This window comes from Simiduia aestuariiviva (assembly GCF_014192475.1).
Taxonomy (GTDB): Bacteria; Pseudomonadota; Gammaproteobacteria; order Pseudomonadales; family Cellvibrionaceae; genus Simiduia; species Simiduia aestuariiviva.
Genome location: NZ_JACHXZ010000002.1, coordinates 291,078 through 308,872 on the forward strand (window position 1 = coordinate 291,078; position 17,795 = coordinate 308,872).

At 52.9% G+C, this 17,795-nt stretch carries 21 protein-coding genes; 16 read left to right on the forward strand and 5 right to left on the reverse strand.

Annotated elements, in window-relative coordinates; translation table 11 throughout:
- Positions 1-51 precede the first annotated feature (51 nt).
- Together FHS30_RS06885 and FHS30_RS06890 are read left to right on the forward strand one after the other, a co-directional pair.
- Positions 52-1,167 carry a phosphoserine transaminase gene (locus FHS30_RS06885; protein ID WP_183909729.1) on the forward strand — a complete coding sequence of 372 codons (1,116 nt, stop codon included), beginning with the start codon at positions 52-54 and terminating at the stop codon, positions 1,165-1,167.
- Between the two features lie 108 nt (positions 1,168-1,275).
- On the forward strand, positions 1,276-1,599 hold the full coding sequence (locus tag FHS30_RS06890; protein ID WP_183909730.1) for a YqfO family protein: 324 nt from the start codon (positions 1,276-1,278) through the stop codon (positions 1,597-1,599).
- A gap of 18 nt (positions 1,600-1,617) precedes the next feature.
- On the opposite strand, the gene FHS30_RS06895 is transcribed toward FHS30_RS06890, so the two are convergent.
- Complete coding sequence (locus FHS30_RS06895) at positions 1,618-2,154, reverse strand: NUDIX hydrolase (RefSeq protein WP_183909731.1); 537 nt, start codon at positions 2,152-2,154, stop codon at positions 1,618-1,620.
- Positions 2,155-2,157: 3 nt separating this feature from the next.
- A complete protein-coding gene (locus FHS30_RS17440) occupies positions 2,158-2,472 on the reverse strand; it encodes a DUF3135 domain-containing protein (RefSeq protein ID WP_183909732.1) in 315 nt (104 codons plus the stop codon).
- A gap of 103 nt (positions 2,473-2,575) precedes the next feature.
- On the opposite strand from FHS30_RS17440, the gene FHS30_RS06905 reads away from it, so the two are divergent.
- From FHS30_RS06905 to FHS30_RS06915, 3 genes are read left to right on the forward strand one after another with little or no spacing between them, the layout of a single operon-like run.
- The gene (locus FHS30_RS06905; RefSeq protein ID WP_246341212.1) at positions 2,576-3,175 is read left to right on the forward strand and encodes an NUDIX hydrolase; all 600 of its coding nucleotides are present in this window, start codon (positions 2,576-2,578) and stop codon (positions 3,173-3,175) included.
- A gap of 32 nt (positions 3,176-3,207) precedes the next feature.
- Positions 3,208-3,738, forward strand: a complete 531-nt coding sequence (locus FHS30_RS06910) for a gamma carbonic anhydrase family protein (protein ID WP_183909733.1) — start codon at positions 3,208-3,210, stop codon at positions 3,736-3,738.
- Positions 3,735-3,929: a DUF1289 domain-containing protein gene (locus tag FHS30_RS06915; RefSeq protein WP_183909734.1), complete on the forward strand. Its 195-nt coding sequence runs from the start codon at positions 3,735-3,737 to the stop codon at positions 3,927-3,929. The genes FHS30_RS06910 and FHS30_RS06915 overlap by 4 nt, the downstream gene beginning before the upstream one ends.
- Here the strand turns inward: FHS30_RS06915 and FHS30_RS06920 are convergent.
- On the reverse strand, positions 3,926-5,206 hold the full coding sequence (locus tag FHS30_RS06920; protein WP_183909735.1) for an HlyC/CorC family transporter: 1,281 nt from the start codon (positions 5,204-5,206) through the stop codon (positions 3,926-3,928). The two genes, FHS30_RS06915 and FHS30_RS06920, sit on opposite strands and share 4 nt — an antisense overlap.
- Positions 5,207-5,275: 69 nt before the next feature.
- Positions 5,276-6,097, reverse strand: a complete 822-nt coding sequence (locus tag FHS30_RS06925) for a cytochrome C assembly family protein (protein ID WP_246341213.1) — start codon at positions 6,095-6,097, stop codon at positions 5,276-5,278.
- A 183-nt stretch (positions 6,098-6,280) separates the two neighbouring features.
- Here FHS30_RS06925 and ffh point away from each other — a divergent pair, with 183 nt between their 5' ends.
- The 11 genes from ffh to recJ all read left to right on the forward strand — a co-directional run bounded on the left by ffh (position 6,281) and on the right by recJ (position 17,102).
- Positions 6,281-7,660, forward strand: coding sequence for a signal recognition particle protein (gene ffh / locus FHS30_RS06930; protein WP_183909736.1), 1,380 nt, complete (start codon positions 6,281-6,283; stop codon positions 7,658-7,660).
- A gap of 204 nt (positions 7,661-7,864) precedes the next feature.
- Entirely contained in the window at positions 7,865-8,110 is a 246-nt protein-coding gene (gene rpsP / locus FHS30_RS06935; RefSeq protein WP_183909737.1) for a 30S ribosomal protein S16, read from the forward strand.
- A 26-nt stretch (positions 8,111-8,136) separates the two neighbouring features.
- Positions 8,137-8,676 (forward strand): ribosome maturation factor RimM, encoded by a 540-nt coding sequence (rimM, locus tag FHS30_RS06940; RefSeq protein WP_183909738.1) that lies wholly within the window; start codon positions 8,137-8,139, stop codon positions 8,674-8,676.
- 1 nt (position 8,677) lies between these two features.
- Entirely contained in the window at positions 8,678-9,487 is an 810-nt protein-coding gene (gene trmD, locus FHS30_RS06945; RefSeq protein WP_343048935.1) for a tRNA (guanosine(37)-N1)-methyltransferase TrmD, read from the forward strand.
- A gap of 52 nt (positions 9,488-9,539) precedes the next feature.
- Complete coding sequence (rplS, locus tag FHS30_RS06950) at positions 9,540-9,890, forward strand: 50S ribosomal protein L19 (RefSeq protein WP_183909739.1); 351 nt, start codon at positions 9,540-9,542, stop codon at positions 9,888-9,890.
- A 131-nt stretch (positions 9,891-10,021) separates the two neighbouring features.
- On the forward strand, positions 10,022-10,858 hold the full coding sequence (gene xerD / locus FHS30_RS06955) for a site-specific tyrosine recombinase XerD (protein ID WP_221197230.1): 837 nt from the start codon (positions 10,022-10,024) through the stop codon (positions 10,856-10,858).
- Positions 10,859-10,955: 97 nt separating this feature from the next.
- Positions 10,956-11,720 carry a DsbC family protein gene (locus FHS30_RS06960; RefSeq protein ID WP_183909740.1) on the forward strand — a complete coding sequence of 255 codons (765 nt, stop codon included), beginning with the start codon at positions 10,956-10,958 and terminating at the stop codon, positions 11,718-11,720.
- Positions 11,721-11,914: 194 nt separating this feature from the next.
- Positions 11,915-13,216 carry a homoserine dehydrogenase gene (locus tag FHS30_RS06965; RefSeq protein ID WP_246341214.1) on the forward strand — a complete coding sequence of 434 codons (1,302 nt, stop codon included), beginning with the start codon at positions 11,915-11,917 and terminating at the stop codon, positions 13,214-13,216.
- Positions 13,217-13,238: 22 nt separating this feature from the next.
- Positions 13,239-14,636, forward strand: a complete 1,398-nt coding sequence (thrC, locus tag FHS30_RS06970) for a threonine synthase (RefSeq protein ID WP_183909742.1) — start codon at positions 13,239-13,241, stop codon at positions 14,634-14,636.
- Between the two features lie 21 nt (positions 14,637-14,657).
- Positions 14,658-15,116 (forward strand): acyl-CoA thioesterase, encoded by a 459-nt coding sequence (locus FHS30_RS06975; protein ID WP_246341215.1) that lies wholly within the window; start codon positions 14,658-14,660, stop codon positions 15,114-15,116.
- Between the two features lie 252 nt (positions 15,117-15,368).
- Positions 15,369-17,102 (forward strand): single-stranded-DNA-specific exonuclease RecJ, encoded by a 1,734-nt coding sequence (recJ, locus tag FHS30_RS06980; protein ID WP_183909743.1) that lies wholly within the window; start codon positions 15,369-15,371, stop codon positions 17,100-17,102.
- On the opposite strand, the gene FHS30_RS06985 is transcribed toward recJ, so the two are convergent.
- Positions 17,068-17,733 (reverse strand): arylesterase, encoded by a 666-nt coding sequence (locus tag FHS30_RS06985; protein ID WP_183909744.1) that lies wholly within the window; start codon positions 17,731-17,733, stop codon positions 17,068-17,070. The two genes, recJ and FHS30_RS06985, sit on opposite strands and share 35 nt — an antisense overlap.
- Positions 17,734-17,795: the final 62 nt, after the last annotated feature.

The following is a 17,795-nucleotide window of genomic DNA, read 5'->3' on the forward strand; positions in this document are numbered from 1 at the left end:
TTAGAGTTTTGTGCAATAGAACCCCATACGCAGACAATTTGAGTGCCATTAATGCGACCAGACGTAAAACCTCAGAATCCAAACTTTTCTTCTGGCCCCTGCAGTAAGCGGCCTGGCTATGACTTGTCTGCCCTCAGTGTGGAGACTCAGGGGCGCTCACACAGATCGGCATTGGGTCGTGATGTGTTGGCTCAAGCGTGTCTTCAAACGGCTGAATTGTTGCAATTGCCCAAGGGTTATCGGGTGGGCATTGTGCCGGCTTCCGATACGGGCGCTGTGGAAATGGCGCTCTGGTCAATGTTGGGCGCGCGCCCTGTCGAGGTGATTTACTGGGAGTCGTTCGGGAAAGGATGGCTAGATGATATTACTCAGCAGTTAAAGCTGACAGAGGTCACTAGCCATACAGCTGAGTATGGCAAGTTGCCCGATTTATCGCAGGTCGATTGCACGCGCGATATCGTATTTACATGGAATGGGACTACCTCCGGGGTGCGGGTGCCCAATGGTGACTGGATCGCTGATGATCGTGAGGGCCTAACCATTTGCGATGCGACTTCCGCTGTATTTGCTATGGAATTGCCTTGGGAAAAGCTGGATGTGGTGACCTTCAGCTGGCAAAAAGTACTGGGTGGGGAGGGCGCGCATGGCATGTTGATTTTGAGCCCTCGCGCGGTGGCCCGGTTGGAAAGTTATACGCCTTCCTGGCCGTTGCCCAAAATTTTCCGGATGACCAAGGGTGGCAAACTCATCGACGGTATTTTCCGGGGCGAGACCATAAATACGCCGTCGATGCTGTGTGTAGCTGATTATCTTGATGCGTTGAAATGGCTTGAGGGAATCGGTGGTCAGATGGCGGGTATCCAGCGTTGCTCAAACAATTTAGCTGCGATCGAGGCGTTCGTCGAAAAAACGCCATGGATTCACTTTTTAGCAGAATCGCCCAGCCTCCGTTCCTCCACCAGTGTGTGCTTAACCTTAGATGCAACACCTGCGCAAGTCTCTGCAATTGCTGATCTATTGGAAGAAGAGGGCGTCGCTTATGATATTGGCGCCTATCGTGACGCGCCACCCGGGTTGCGGATTTGGTGCGGTGCGACAATAGAAGTCGCCGATATTGAAGCGTTGATGCCTTGGCTTGCTTGGGCTTACCAAGAAGTCGTAGGTTAGCCTGCCAGGTAGTTCTACATAAACGGCACAATTGTGGCTGCAAATTTTACTTCGATTGAATGTCGATAGCGGTAGATTCTTGAGCGCAAAGCCCCTGGAGTGATGCCCATGTTTAAACTGTGTGTGTACGTACCGAATAGTCACGTGGAAGCTGTTAAAACGGCAGTTTTTGCTGCCGGTGCTGGCGAGCAGGGTGACTACGAGGCCTGTTGTTGGCAGGTAGAAGGGCATGGGCAGTTTCGGCCGCGGGCGGGCGCCCAACCTTATATTGGCGCAATAGATACGCTGGAAAGGGTGCCCGAGTGTCGCGTGGAAATGTTGGTGTCTGAGCGTTGTGCCGGCGCCGTCATTGCCGCGCTGCGTGGTGCGCACCCCTATGAAGAGCCAGCCTTCGACCTGATAAAGCTGGTGGATGTTGAGACGCTTTTGTAATTCTGTGTGCTGGTTTAACTAGCGTTTGCGAATGATGTCCTCAGTGCGCACGGGAAATTCACCTGATTTTCGATCGCTTAAATAGTGTTGTAGGGTGCGCGTAATGACGGGGAATGCCAGCTGATCCCATGGAATTGCGTCTTCGTTAAACAATTCAACTTCCAGAGATTCTTCGCCAGGGCCAAAGCTTAAGTCACTCAATTGCGCGCGATAAAAAAAATAGACTTGGTTGATTTGTGGCAAGTTGAATATTGAATAAAGTGCTAGGTCATTTACATTGGCGCTGGCTTCCTCCCAGGTTTCCCGTATCGCACCTTGCTCTGTGGTTTCCCCATTCTCCATAAACCCCGCTGGCAGTGTCCACAGGCCATGCCTTGGTTCGATGGCGCGTTTGCACAATAAGATTTGATCGTCGTAGACGGGTAGTGTGCCGGTAATGATGCGCGGGTTCTGGTAGTGAATAGTGCTGCATGCATTGCATACGTGGCGCTCGCGATTGTCGCCTTCGGGAATCGCCAAGGTCACACCTTCACCGCACTGACTGCAAAATTTCATGGGCTATTTCCTGGTGTTAAAAGGCACTATTGCGGCGGATTTTGAAGCGCGATGGGGCGCCGATGAAGCGTGCAGTTCAGCCAGCAAGTCACGCGCAGATTGTTTCATTAGTGACGAGATTTTAATGCACGCAGCCAGTGGATGGCGATGCCGCTGTCTCAGGCCGTCGATTTGAAATTGCAGGCCCTTTAGCCGTCTTTGCGAGGCTGGGTTGGAGCGCGTGATAAGCGCAGCTATATGTCGCTGTCGCAAGGCTTCGAGTTCCTCCGGTTGCTGCTCCGCAAGGTCGCGAAGCGTGTCAAAATTGGGCAGTTGCATGGGGCTACTCGATTACGCAAAAGCAAGAGTTTACCAGAAAGACATTTTTAGGGCGCCTTCACAGCTAAAGCATTCCGGCTATAATGCGGGCTGAGGTAGTCTTATGTTACGCAAGCTTTCCGCTCTGCTCGATCAGTTTTCTTACAGTTTGGATCTGCCTGAAACCCATCCGCGCCAGGCTGCGGTATTGATAGCGCTCACCCGTGAAGAAGAGCCGCAGGTGTTGTTGACGCTGCGCTCCGCTAACATGACACGCCATTCTGGGGAGGTGTCATTTCCAGGCGGTTGGTGGGAGCCCGGTGATGAAACGCTTGCCGATACCGCATTGCGCGAGGCGCACGAAGAGGTTGGCTTGGCGCCGTCATCGGTTCAGGTGTTGGGCAGTTGGCGCTCACGCTACGCGCGCGGTGGTATTCGCGTTCAGCCGGTGGTTGGGTTAATAGAACCTGGCCTTTCGCTTGCGCCCAACCCAGGTGAGCTAGATGCCGTATTTACAGTGCCTGTGTCATTTTTCCTAGCGGATAACCGATTGCGTACGGATGTGTTTGAGCGCGATGGCCGAGAGCAGTGGGCGCCAGCATATCAATTTGATGAATATGAAATTTGGGGCTTCACTGCTGGCGTGTTGGTTGATTTGCTGAATAAAACCTTGGACGCAGGAATTGTAAAAGCTCACCCAAGCGCGCCAGTGCGGCGTTTTTAACAGCCATTTAATTGAGATTTAGCGAGGGCGGAATGACGGCTTATCAATTGGGTGAATACGCGCCTGAGCTTACTGGTGAAGGCCATTTTGTGGCTGCCAATGCGACGCTGGTTGGCCAGGTGCGCCTGCTGTCGCACAGTAGTGTGTGGTTTAACGCCGTCATCAGGGCCGATAATGCGCTGATTCAGATTGGCGAGCGCAGCAATGTACAGGATGGCGCGGTTTTACACACAGACCCGGGTATTCCGCTGCTGCTGGGTAGCAATGTGACGGTGGGCCACAGCGCCATGCTACACGGTTGTCAGGTGGGCGATAATACGCTGATTGGCATCGGTGCGGTGGTGCTCAACCATGCCCGCATTGGGCGTAACTGCATCGTGGGTGCCAACGCATTGATCACAGAGCGCATGGAAGTCCCCGACAACAGTTTGGTGGTAGGCAGCCCTGCAAAAGTGATTCGCTCGCTGGACGCAGAGGCGGTCGCGATGCTTACGCTTAATGCGGACGTTTACGTCAATCACGCCGCTCGATATCGGGACGGTCTGACTGAGGTTGAGTTGTGAGTGAGCGTCGTCCTGTGCGGGTAAAGTCGCCCTGTACCTCAATCTGTGCGCTCAATGACGCCGATGTGTGCGTGGGTTGCTATCGTACGGCCGATGAAATTAGTCGCTGGTCGCGTATGTTGCCCGAGGAGCAGCGCATCGTGGTTTTAGCGGCCCGCGAGCGGGCCAAAGAAGACAATCCCTTTGCTTAGTCGTCTAGCTCGGGGAGTCGTGTCGCTTTAACCCGTTCGATCATCTTGCTAGAGGTTTGCATAATCTCAAACCTGTAGTTGCGCAGGGTCAAACTCATGGCGCATTCAGGAACGCCTTGAAAGGTGTCGACGAGTAGACCATTGATCGTTTTTGCTTCGTCGGTGGGGAGGTCCCATTCCAGCTCGCGATTGACATCGCGCAGCGAGGTGCTGCCATCGATAATAAACCAGCCATCACCCACGTCAGATATTTCCTCACCCAGCTCTTCCGCTCGATTGGTGGTGAAGTCTCCTACAATTTCTTCAAGTAAGTCCTCGAGGGTGATGATCCCCTGTACGTCGCCGTACTCGTCAACGACGAAGGCCATGCGGCGCTTTTCTTTTTGGTAGTGCAGGAGCTGCGTGTGTAGTGGTGTGGATTCCGGCACGAAATAGGGCTTGCGACAAAAACGACGGATATCGGCATGGGTAATTGTGCTGTCATCACCAAAGATAAAGCGCGCAGCGTTGCGTAGGTGCAACGTGCCCACCACATTGTTGATGTCGCCTTCGTAAACGGGTAGTCGCGTGTATTCACTGGTGCGAATTTGTCGCAACAGGGTGGGAATGTCGTCTTCCAAGTTCAGGCCAACCACATCGTTGCGTGGCACCATGATGTCTTCAACCGTGGCTTTGCCGAGATCCAACACGTTTAGCAGCATGCCCTGATGCTGGTCGGGTATTAGGTCGCCAGCCTCATCAACTACTGTTCGCAGCTCATCGGGGTGAAGATGCTCATTGGTGTTGTGAGCTTCAGGATTCACGCCGAGTAGGCGAGCCAGGGCGTTGGACACCACGTTTACGAGTATGACGATGGGGTAAAAAAGGATCAGCAGCGGTTTCAGCAGAAAACTGGCAGGGAAGGCTATGCGTTCCGGGTGCAGCGCCGCTACCGTTTTCGGTGTCACTTCAGCGAATACTAAAAGCAGTAGGGTCAGGGCTACAGGGGCCAGCGCTAGGCCAATGTCACCGAGGAGGCGAGTGGCGATCAGCGTAGCGATGGTGGCTGCTGCGGCATTCACTAGGTTATTGCCGATGAGAATCACGCCGATAAGCCGATCGGGTCGAGCCAGCAATTCGGCTGCGCGCAGGGCGCCGCGATGCTTTTTGTTCACCAAGTGTTTGAGGCGATAACGGTTGAGTGACATCATTCCGGTTTCGGAAGATGAGAAAAATGCCGAAAGTAATATGAGTCCAGCCAAGCTTGAAAATAGCAGGCTAAGGGGTATGTCGTTCAAGAAAGGGTGATCCCTAGATCTATAAAGCGCATATCTTGCAGCAGATGCCGGCTCAAGGCAAATGCTGACTCAGCTGTTGATGCCCAATACCAGTTCCAGTACAAATTTGCTGCCAAAATAAGCGAGCATTAGCGCAGCGAAACCGCCCAGTGTGAATCGTACCGCCGTGTGTCCTCGCCATCCCAAAAAATGGCGTCCAGCGAGAAGGCTGGCGTAAATGAGCCACGCCAAAATAGAAAAAACTGTTTTGTGAGCTAAGTGCTGACCCAGTAAATCCTCTACAAAGACGAAGCCAGATGCCAGCGCAGCGGTGAGCAGTGCGAAGCCGAGCCATAGCACGTCAAATAACAAGGCTTCCATGGTCTGCAGGGGGGGTAAAATGCGCACCGCGCCGCCCGTTTGGTGGTTTTTTAGCTGGTGGGTCTGAAACGCCAGTATCAGTGCTTGCGCCGTGGCAATGGTCAACAGGCTATAGGCCAGCAAGCTGAGCACTACGTGTACCGCCAGTCCATCACCTAGCGGGGTAAAGTGTGCGTGGTTGTGGAAAATCAGCAGCATAAGAATGCTTGCAGCCGACAAGGGCATGAGTAACAAATAAAGGGTGTGGACCGGTTTGCGGAGACCGGAGAGCAGGAGCAAACTGTTTATGGCTGCACAGACGAGACTCGCGGTGGCGAAAAAGCTGAAATTTACACCGTCGGCGCCAAATAATAGGGGATAAAGTCCAGACCAGTGGAAGGCAACGGCTGTCAGTGCCAATGCGTGAACCCAGGGGCCATCTAGGGGCTGGCGTCCGCGCAATAAGTTGATGAGGTAGCCGCTCGCCGCAATGTAGACGGCAACCGCGGCGAGGTTCATGGCCAGAGCGTACATAAGAATTCCGTTTAACATGCAGTGTCACCCACCTAAGACTGCCGCAGTGTGTCATAGCGGCGGCAGAAATTGAAGATTTCGTCAGTCCATCGATTTAAGTGTTGGATGACTTGGGCCGGCATGGCGCTTGGGCTATACTGCCCGCCTTTTCAACGTCGGCTCATGGGTCGACGATCCTTAGCGAACTGAAGAATTTGCACGATGTTTGATAATTTAACGGAACGACTTTCAAAATCGCTGCGCGCCATTACCGGCAAGGCGCGCCTGACTGACGACAACATTAAAGACACCTTGAGGGAAGTGCGTAAGGCGCTGCTCGAGGCCGATGTGGCCTTGCCTGTGGTCAAATCGTTTGTCGAAAAAGTGCGCAAGCGTGCGGTTGGTGTGGAAGTGGCGCGCGCCCTAAATCCTGGCCAGCAATTTTTGAAAATTGTCCAAGCCGAGCTCGTGGAGTTGATGGGGCAGGCTAATGAATCTTTAAATCTGGCTCAGCAGCCGCCAGCAGTGGTGCTTATGGCAGGCTTGCAGGGTGCCGGTAAAACAACGTCAGTCGCCAAATTATCGCGTTTTCTTAAGGAGCGCGAAAAGAAGAAAGTACTGGTGGTCAGCGCCGACATTTATCGCCCAGCCGCGATCAAACAGTTGGAGACCTTGGCTGAAGAAGTGGGCGTCGAATTCTTCCCATCGAGCAGCGATCAGAAACCTATCGATATTGCGCAGGCGGCAATAACACACGCCAAGAAACAGTTTTGTGATGTGGTGATTGTCGATACCGCGGGCCGCCTGCACATCGATGACGCACTCATGGGCGAGATTCAAGGCTTGCACAGCGCCATTAACCCGGTTGAAACCCTGTTTGTTATCGACGCGATGATTGGCCAAGATGCCGTCAATACCGCGCGGGCCTTTAACGAGGCGCTGCCGCTCACCGGCGTGATCTTAACCAAGGCCGATGGTGATGCTCGGGGCGGTGCAGCACTTTCAGTGCGTGAGGTGACCGGCAAGCCCATCAAGTTCTTGGGCGTCGGTGAAAAGGTAGATGCACTCGAGCCCTTCCACCCAGATCGCATAGCGTCGCGCATATTGGGTATGGGCGACTTGATGTCGCTGATCGAGCAGGCCGAGCAGACCATTGATAAAGCCAAAGCTGAAAAGCTGGTTAAAAAGGTGGCTAAAGGCAAGGGTTTTGACCTAGAAGATCTTCGTGATCAGCTGCAACAAATGCAGAATATGGGCGGCTTGGGCTCCATGCTGGAAAAGCTGCCCGGTATGGGCAACGTCGCCCAGATGGCCCAGCAGGCCGATATGTCTAAGCAATTCAAGCAGATGGACGCCATCATCAGCTCCATGACACCCGCAGAGCGTCGCAATCCAGAGCTATTGAACGGATCGCGTAAGCGCCGCATCACCCTTGGTTCCGGTACTGATATTCAGGATCTGAATCGCTTGCTTAAGCAGCATAAGCAAATGTCCAAGATGATGAAGAAGATGAAGGGCGGCGGTATGAACAAAATGATGCGCGGCCTAGGTGGAATGATGCCTGGCGGTATGGGTGGCCTGCCACCGGGTGGATTTCGCTAGATTCCCCATAAAAATTACTGGATTTTCCATAGAAGCCGGTCAAATGGCGGGTTTCAGCGGTATTTCAGGGTTGTAATGCCTATACAGGCTTCATTTTTTACCCTAGAATACCGCGCCTTTCGCAGGCCTGTGTCTGCAATCTTGCTAGATGTAGTGGTGCAGGCATAACGCTGGCACAAATTTAACAACAGGAAGAAGACTTACATGGTAAGCATTCGTTTATCTCGCGGTGGCTCTAAGAAGCGCCCGTTTTACCACTTGACCGTAACCAACAGCCGTAACTCCCGTGATGGTCGTTACTTGGAGCGCGTGGGTTTCTTTAATCCATCGGCCCGTGGCCAGGAAGAGCGCCTGCGCATCAACAAGGAGCGCATTGAGCACTGGGTTGGTCAAGGTGCACAGCTGAGCGATCGCGTTGCTTCACTGCTGAAAGAAGCGTCAGCTGCTTAATAGCTAGGACTGAGGTGCGGCCGACAATGACCCAAAACCGGTCAAATTTAATCGATGTTGGTCGTATTACCTCGGTGTTCGGTATTAAAGGGTGGGTGAAAGTTCACTCTGATACCGAGCCGCCGGAAAACATTGCCCGTTATTCACCCTGGTGGTTAAAAACCAAGCACGGCGTGAAGGCGATGGAGGTGGATGAATTTCAACCTCACGGCAAAGGTTTTATTGCGCATTTTAAAGGTATTGACGATCGCACGTTGGCGGAAACCCTTACCAAGGTGAGCGTCAGTATCGAGCGAGACCAGCTGCCCGCTTTGGCTGCCGATGAATATTATTGGCACCAGCTAGAAGGCTTAACGGTTATCAGCGTATTTGAGGGTGGCGACATCCTGCTGGGCCAGGTTAGCCACTTGCTAGAAACGGGCGCCAACGATGTATTGGTGATCAAACCTTGTGACGGCAGCCTCGATGATCGCGAGCGCTTGGTGCCTTACGTACCAGAGCAGTTTGTGACAAAAATAGATTTGGTGGCTGGCACGATGTGGGTCGATTGGGACCCGGATTTCTAACGTGGCCAACCCCGTAGAGTCCGAGTCTGGGGCTAAAAAGCCAAGGCGCATCGCGCTAGTGACGCTTTTCCCTGAGATGTTCGACGCTGTAACCCAGTTTGGTGTCAGCAGTCGGGCGGTGAAGCAGGGGTTGGTAGAGGTTCGCTGTTGGAATCCTCGCGAGTTCACCAGCGATCGACACCAGACGGTGGATGCGCGCCCCTACGGCGGTGGACCGGGCATGGTTATGCTGGTGCAGCCCCTAAGGGATGCGGTGCAGGCAGCGAAGGCTTGGGCCGGTGAGTGCGAGGTAATTTACCTTTCGCCTCAAGGGCGGCGTTTCGATCAAGCGGCTGCGCAATCATTTGCCGCAGCGCCACGCAATCTGGTATTGGTGGCGGGGCGCTACGAAGGCGTAGATGAGCGTTTTATCGACCTTGAGGTCGATAGTGAGTGGTCCATTGGCGACTATGTGCTCAGTGGCGGCGAATTGGGGGCGATGGTGATGATCGATGCCATTGCGCGCCTTATTCCAGGTGTCCTGGGGCATCGGCAATCCGCTGAGCAAGACAGTTTTACGGATGGTTTGTTAGATTGTCCGCACTTTACGCGGCCCGAGGTTTATACCGACGGCGCGCAAGAATTACCGGTTCCGGCGGTATTGGCCTCCGGAGACCATGAAAGAATCCGCCGTTGGCGGTTACAGCAAGCGCTAGGGCGCACCGCATTGCGGCGTCCAGACTTGTTGCAAGGCAAGACCTTGACCGAGGAGCAGCAACGGCTGCTGACGGACTTTCGTCGGGACCTCGAGGCGGAAAACCGCGATAAATAGTGGTTTTCCATTCTAGCTGTGAAGCTACACACTTGTTAATTTGGAGAAAGACATGACTAACAAGATTATTCAAGCCCTCGAAAACGAACAGTTGAAGAAAGAGGTTCCTGAGTTTGCACCCGGTGATACCGTTGTGGTTCAGGTAAAAGTTAAAGAAGGCGATCGCACCCGTCTGCAGGCCTTTGAAGGCGTTGTGATTGGCAAGCGCAATCGCGGTCTGAACTCTGCGTTCACCGTGCGTAAGATTTCTTACGGTGTTGGCGTTGAGCGTACTTTCCAGCTGCATAGCCCCTTAGTGGACTCTGTTGCCGTTAAGCGTCGCGGTGACGTGCGTCAAGCTAAGCTGTACTACTTGCGCGATTTGGCAGGTAAAGCTGCACGTATTAAAGAAAAGCTCAACTAAGTTTGAGTTTGACTTTGAAAAACCGGCCACTGGCCGGTTTTTTTTATGTTTGCACAATCGAATCAGCGCCGTATTCTGTCCTCTGGGAGGATGTTGTGAACATTATTGATCAATACCTAGACGCCCTGTGGATGGAGAAGGGCTTAAGCGACCACACGCTGGCCGCTTATCGGCGCGATTTGTTGAAGCTGGCCACCGGTGAGCCCGATCAGCTAATTGGCATGCAAGGGCAGGATATTCAACGTCACCTCAGCCAGCGGTTCGAGCAAGGTAGCAGCGCGCGCTCGGTGGCAAGGCAGCTCTCCTGTCTGCGCAGTTTTTACAGCTATTTATTGCGGGAGGGGCGTATTGCAGTCGATCCCACCGCCCACATCGACAGTCCCAAACTGGGGCGGCCGCTGCCCAAGACCTTGACCGAAGCCGACGTCGAGGCGTTGCTTGCCGCGCCGAATACGGAAGACCCTATCGGACAGCGGGACCGCTGTATGTTGGAAGTGCTTTACGCAACGGGGCTTCGGGTGTCTGAATTGGTGGGGTTGACCCTGTCGCAAGTAAACCTTCGTCAAGGCGTAGTGCGCGTGTTCGGCAAGGGCTCAAAAGAGCGCTTGGTGCCCCTTGGTGAAGAAGCTGCACATTGGCTTCAGGCCTATGGCAAGTTTGGCCGCTTAGCGCTATTGGGTGGCTCGCAGAGCGATGTGTTGTTTCCAAGCAGTCGGGGGCAGCAGATGACAAGACAGACCTTTTGGTACCGCATAAAGCATTGGGCTACCGTTAGCGGAATTTCTAAACCCTTATCGCCCCATACGCTTCGGCATGCGTTTGCCACCCATTTACTCAACCACGGTGCCGATTTGCGCGTCGTGCAGATGCTGCTGGGGCACAGCGATTTATCCACTACCCAGATTTATACTCACGTTGCGCGAGCGCGGATGAAGCAATTGCACCAAGCTCACCATCCAAGGGGCTAGGGCCTCGGCTAATCGTTTATTGTGCTGTTCTGCGCTGTAACTCTACCAGTCATGAGTTATGATCAAGCCATGCAACGTAAATGTTAAGGATTCATCAATGACTAACCTGTTTTCCCCTGCATTGGCCCTGACTCTGGCACTGGTAGCGAGCTTCGCATTCGGTCAAGCGGCCACCGGCGTTACCAAGATTACCCCCGAAATTGAAGCGCGTTTAAAGGCAAAGGTCGCTGCAGCAATTCCACACATGGCAGTTACGGGCATTGAGAATGGACCCTTTGCGGGCATTTACGCAGTGCGTTTGAATAATGGTCCAGTGTTGTATACCGACGCTTCTGGCGAGTATTTAGTGGCTGGAGACCTCTATAAAATTGAGGGTCAAAAGCTTGTTAATGTTGAAGAGTTAGCGAGACAAGAACTGCGTGCACCTATGCTGGCAGCACAAAATGTCAGCGACATGATTGTGTTCCCCGCCAAGGGTAAAGCGCGCACGGCAATTTATGTCTTTACAGATGTGGACTGTGGCTACTGCCGCAAACTGCATCGTGAAGTTCCACAGTTGAATGCCGCCGGTGTTGAAGTGCGCTACTTGGCGTACCCACGTGCGGGCTTGCGCTCTGAGTCCTATAACAAATTGGCGCGGGCTTGGTGTTCAGACAATCCTACCGAAACCCTGACGCGCCTGAAAAACGGTCAGAGCATTAGCGGCGAAGTGTGCGCCATCAATCCTATTGCGGGCCAGTTTAATTTGGGTGGCGAATTGGGTGTGCGCGGCACGCCTGCCATTTTCTTAACCAGTGGCGAACTGATATCTGGCTATCGTCCCGCGCCTGATTTGCTCAAAATGCTAGGGTTAGAGTCGTAATTTCTCTGCACCTGTTTGGGAGCCGCGCTCGCGGCTCCTGTCTCATTAATATCTTATCCGCCTAGTCGCGTGTTCCCCGATTGACAGCTATCGTCGGGATCAGTAAGGTTGCCGTCCTTTTGCAAGAATTAAATCTAATGTGTTGAATTCGCGCAATGTTTGTCTGCGTCAGGCGCTGTTTAGAGGAAGTTATTTTGAAGTCGGTGAAAGTAGGGATTTGTGGCCTAGGTACAGTTGGCAGTGGCACATTTAACGTGTTGGGGCGAAATAGGCGCGAAATTAGTGCACGAGCCGGTATTGAAATAGACGTCATTCAGGTGGGTGCGCGCCGCGACAATCCCAGCTGTAACACTGCTGATGTAGCTGTCGAAAGGGACATCTTCGCGGTCGCGAAAAATCCTGAAGTGGATATTTTAGTGGAACTCATTGGCGGTACCGACGTTGCCAAATCGTTGGTCTTGGAAGCCATTGCCCAGGGTAAGCATGTGGTTACCGCCAATAAGGCGCTCATCGCCGAGCACGGCAATGAAATATTTGCCAAAGCCGAGGCGGCAGGTGTTCAAGTGATGTTTGAGGCCGCGGTGGCCGGCGGTATCCCAATCATTAAAGCGCTGCGGGAAGGGCTCGCCGCCAACCGCATTCAGTGGTTGGCGGGCATCATCAACGGCACCGGTAATTTCATCCTCACAGAGATGCGGGACAAGGGTCGGGCTTTTGATGACGTGCTAAAAGAAGCGCAGGCCCTAGGCTATGCAGAGGCCGACCCCACATTTGATGTGGAGGGTATTGATGCCGCCCATAAACTGGTCATATTGGCATCGTTGGCCTTTGGTATTCCACTTCAATTTGACAAGGTATTTACGGAGGGGATCAGCAAAGTCGCTCCTGAAGACGTGGGTTATGCACAAGAATTGGGTTATCGGATCAAGCACCTCGGTATCGCTCGCCAATCTTCTGCCGGTATAGAGTTGCGAGTGCACCCCACCATGATTCCGGAAAAGCGGCTTATCGCGAATGTGGATGGGGTCATGAACGCGGTTTTGGTGAAGGGTGACGCGGTTGGGCCAACACTGTACTACGGCGCGGGCGCCGGTGCAGAACCAACTGCATCAGCGGTGGTTGCAGACATCATTGATGTGGCTCGCGTAGTCCAGCAGGGCGGCCGCGGCATTGCGCCGCTGGCGTTTTATAATGCTGCAACCCAGCAGCCCACCATGTTGCCTATGGACCAGGTCGAAACCGCCTATTACCTGCGCATGCTTGCCGAAGATCGGCCGGGTGTACTGGCACAGGTATCTACCATTTTGGCTGAAGCAAATATCAGTGTTGAGGCGTTGATTCAAAAAGAACCCCAGCAAGACGCGCCTCAAGTGCCATTGATTTTATTGACCAGTCGAGCCATTGAGCACCAGCTGATGTCTGCAATTACTCAAATCGAAGCGCTTCCCGTAATACACGGTGAGGTCACTCACATTCGAGTGGAAAGTCTCGGCTAATTAATTATGGTTGGATAATTTTGTGAAATATATCAGCACCCGCGGGCAGGCACCCGCGCTCTCTTTTGAAGATGCCGTGTTAACGGGTTTGGCCAGCGATGGTGGCTTGTACGTTCCGGAAACACTGCCCAAGTTCGATAGTGCTACGATTGCGAGTTGGGCTGGGCTTTCCTACCAGGACTTGGCACTTGAAATAATAAAACCGTTCATTGATGGCGCGCTAACAGACAGTGAACTCAGCGCCATAATTGAAAAGTCCTACAGCAACTTTCGCCACCCCGCGATTGCCCCCCTGGTTCAAATTGACCGAAACGAGTGGGTGTTGGAATTATTTCAGGGCCCCACACTGGCGTTCAAGGATTTTGCCTTGCAGTTTCTGGGGAACCTGCTCGACCACATCTTGGCAAAACGCAATCAAAAAGTTGCGGTAATGGGGGCCACCTCTGGAGATACGGGTTCGGCGGCCATCGTGGGTTGCGCCCAATGCGAAAATATCGATATTTTTATTTTGCATCCACACGGCCGAGTGTCCGAGGTGCAGCGCCGCCAGATGACCTCTGTGTTAGCACCGAATGTGCACAATATCGCCTTGAAAGGTAATTTTGACGATTGCCAAAATATGGTCAAGGCAAGCTTCAGTGACCAATCATTTCTACCCGATGGGCGCCAGTTGGTAGCCGTCAACTCCATCAATTGGGCGCGGATTATGGCCCAAATCGTCTATTATTTTTATGCGGCTTTGGCGTTGGGCGCGCCCCATAGACCGGTATCCTTTTCTGTGCCCACGGGTAATTTTGGCGATATTTTTGCCGGTTACTTGGCGAGCAAGATGGGGCTTCCAGTTGAACAACTGATTATCGCAACTAACGCTAACGATATTTTACATCGTTGTATCAGTGACAATGATCATTCAAAGAAACCGTTAATTCACAGCCTGTCGCCCAGCATGGATATTATGGTGTCGAGCAATTTCGAACGGTTGCTGTTCGATTTGTACGGCCGAGATGGCGATGCTATTTCTACGCTGATGCAAGAATTCTCCTCGGGTAGCATGACCTTGTCTGAGTCTGCCTTAGCAAAAGCGCGTGAGCTTTTTTGCAGTCATCGACTTGCAGATGAAGACATGGTTCGAGTGATTGCTGAGGTGTTTGATAAGACCGGCTATCTGTTGGATCCACACACTGCGATTGGGGTCGAGGCGGCGCGCGTTAAACGTAAAAACCAAGAGACACCGGTAGTATGTTTAGCAACCGCACATCCCGCTAAATTTCCAGATGCGGTAAAGCGCGCCGGACAAGCCAAAGATCCCGCATTGCCAGCCCATATGGCAGATTTATTCGAGCTTGAAGAGCGTTACGTGGTTTTGGAGAATGCGATAAATGCCGTGCAGCAGTATGTCGCAGGGCACTTATCAAATTAAATTTTTAGGCTGGAGCCAGTAATGCGCTCGTTTACTACCGAAATGTCATTGTTAGTTACACCGGAAATGAGTAATTTTGGCGGCAAGATGCACGGTGGCGAGCTGCTTAAATTATTGGATAAGGTGGCTTATACGGCTGCGATTCGGTACAGCGGTAACTATGTCGTAACCCTTTCAGTGGATAACGTGTTGTTTAAGGAGCCCGTCGCCATCGGTGAATTATTAACACTGTTGGCTTCGGTAAATTTCACCGGCAATAGTTCAATGGAAATCGGCATACGGGTGATCGCTGAAAATTTGGAATCGGGCGCGATTCGCCACACTAACACCAGTTATTTCACGATGGTGTCAGTGGATGCCGACGGCAAGCCGATTCCCGTGCCACCTTTGACTCCAGAAACGGAAGTTCAGCAGCGCCGATGGCGCGAAGCAACTGCGCGTCGTCAGGCGCGCCACGCCCTGAGCGTGCAAGGCAGCTAATTGCGCAGCGCTAAAGCATTCGCCGCTTAAAAAGCATTTCTCCTCCATGTCGCATGTGAAGTTGCTTGCGATACAGCCTGTCGCGCGGTTTCAACTCGATGTTTGATGAGTTGTTATCGATAGAGTACACCCTAGTTTGTGGCAGCTTTGCACCAGTTCATGTGGTGCTTGGCTCGCATATCAATCATGGTATTCTTGCCCATTACGCGGCCTTGACGATGGCCATGTTAACCAATTCGCAAGGGACATTTCATGGAAGTTAAACAGCGCACCGTCGACTTATCGCGCGCGCAATTCGATGTGGCAATGCCGCCTTTGTTGCAGCGCATTTATGCGGCGAGAGGTGCGTTTTGCTCTCAGGATTTGCCTCAGTCCCTAAACGAATTGTTGCCGCCAACCCAGAAGGGGCTCGATGCGGCCGTAGCGGTGTTGCAGGAGGCGGTTACTCAAGGCCAGCGAATTCTTGTAGTCGGCGATTTTGACGTAGATGGCGCCACGAGTTCAGCCTTGGCGGTGTTGGCGTTGCGTGCTATGGGGGCCACGTGGGTCGATTTTTTGGTCCCAAACCGCTTTGATTTTGGCTATGGTTTGACGCCCGAAATTGTGGCTGTTGCACAAAGCTATGCGCCCGATGTGTTAGTTACTGTCGATAATGGAATATCCAGTATCGCGGGTGCGGAAGCAGTGCGCGCGGCGGGCATGAAGTTGGTCATTACCGATCATCATTTACCCGCGCAAACCCTGCCGGTAGCCGATGCGATTGTAAATCCCAATCAGCACCAGTGCGATTTTCCGAGTAAAAATTTGGCGGGTGTTGGCGTAATTTTTTACGTGATGAGCCGGTTGCGCACGGTGCTACAGGATGCCGGCTGGTTTGAATCACTCGGTCGACCGGTGCCCAACATGGCGAGTTATCTAGACCTGGTCGCACTCGGTACGGTGGCCGATGTGGTGCCACTAGATTCGAATAATCGTTTGTTAGTTAAACAGGGGTTGATGCGTATTCGGGCGGGCCGATGTCAGCCGGGTATTACCGCGTTGTTAAACGTTGCAGGCCGCAATCCAGCGTCGGTACAAGCATCGGATATGGGGTTTGCGGTGGGGCCTCGGTTAAATGCTGCGGGGCGATTGGATGACATGAGTTTAGGGATTCAGTGCTTGTTATCTCCGAGCGAAGACGAGGCAATGGCACTGGCACAACAGCTCGATGATTTTAATAGGGACCGGCGGGCTATTGAATCTGCCATGCACAAAGAAGCAGAAGATGCATTGTATCAGCTGGCGCTTGGTGAGCAAGCGCCCTGGGGCATTAGCCTGTTTCACGATCAGTGGCACCAGGGTGTGATTGGTATATTGGCGTCTCGTATCAAAGAGCGGTACCACCGGCCAACGATTTTGTTTGCAGATGCCGGTGATGGGCAACTCAAGGGCTCGGGCCGTTCAATCAAGGGGTTGCATTTACGTGATGCGTTAGATCGCGTTGCGGTGACACATCCCGGACTGATTGTGAAATTTGGTGGGCACGCCATGGCCGCTGGCTTAAGTTTGGCCGCTGAAAATTTTGAGGCATTTCAAAGCGCGTTTGACATCATCTGCCGACAGATATTGACGGAAGCGGATCTTCAAGCAGTTATCTATACAGATGGCGAGTTGTCGACCGGGGATTTTACCTTGGAGCGGGCGCAGCAGCTGGCGGATGCGGGACCCTGGGGGCAGCAGTTCCCAGAGCCTGCGTTTGAGGGCCAATTCGTCATACGCCAACAGCGGTTAGTGGGCGGCAAGCATCTCAAGTTATCTTTGTCACCGATCGCGCAACAGGAGCTAGCGTTGGATGCAATCGCATTTAACGTGGATCTCGATCTGTGGCCAATGCCAAATGTGCATCGGCTATTTGCGGTGTATCAATTGGATATCAATGAATTTCGTGGCCAGCGCTCCGTGCAGCTATTAATTAGTCACCTCGAGCCCGCGAAAGCAGCGGTTTAAGTTGGTTGAGCACTTGGTCGCGCATATGAGTTTGTGCCAAGGCCGTAGGATGAATGCCATCGCCTTGCATCATGCCAGCCTGTAGCGCAATCTTTTCAAGGAAAAAAGGAATCAGGGTTGCATTCATTTCGCTGGCTTGTTCACTAAACACCGCCGTAAATTTTTGCGTGTAGCGTTTTCCGTAGTTAGGTGGAATGCGCATTTCCATTACCAGCACCTCTGCACCCGCCGCTTGCCCAAGTGCTATGAGCTTGCTTAATTGGTCGCGGATGGTTGCCAGTGAGTGCCCGCGTAGACCATCATTGCCGCCCAGCTCAATTACCAGCCAGCGCGGCTTGTGCTCTTCTAGCAAGCGAGGTAGGCGAGCAAGCCCACCTGCGAGCGTATCGCCGCTAATGCTGGCGTTAATTACCTTGTAGTCGCTAAGTGAGCGCGCCAGCAAGTCAACCCAGCCCGCGTCTGAGGCGGCAAGTCCATAGCCGGCACTAAGGCTGTCACCGACTATTAAAATGGTTCGGTTAGCTTGTGGGCTAGCAGACTCCGCAGCGTGGCCCCAGCCTGCGACCAATAACAGACAGGTTGCGAGCAAGCGTCTAGCCAGTATTTGGTAATCTGTTAGGGTAGTGAGCATCGTATAACCTTTGTAATGTGAATACATAATGTGCGTAAACTGGCTTGTTTTTGCAAGGAACA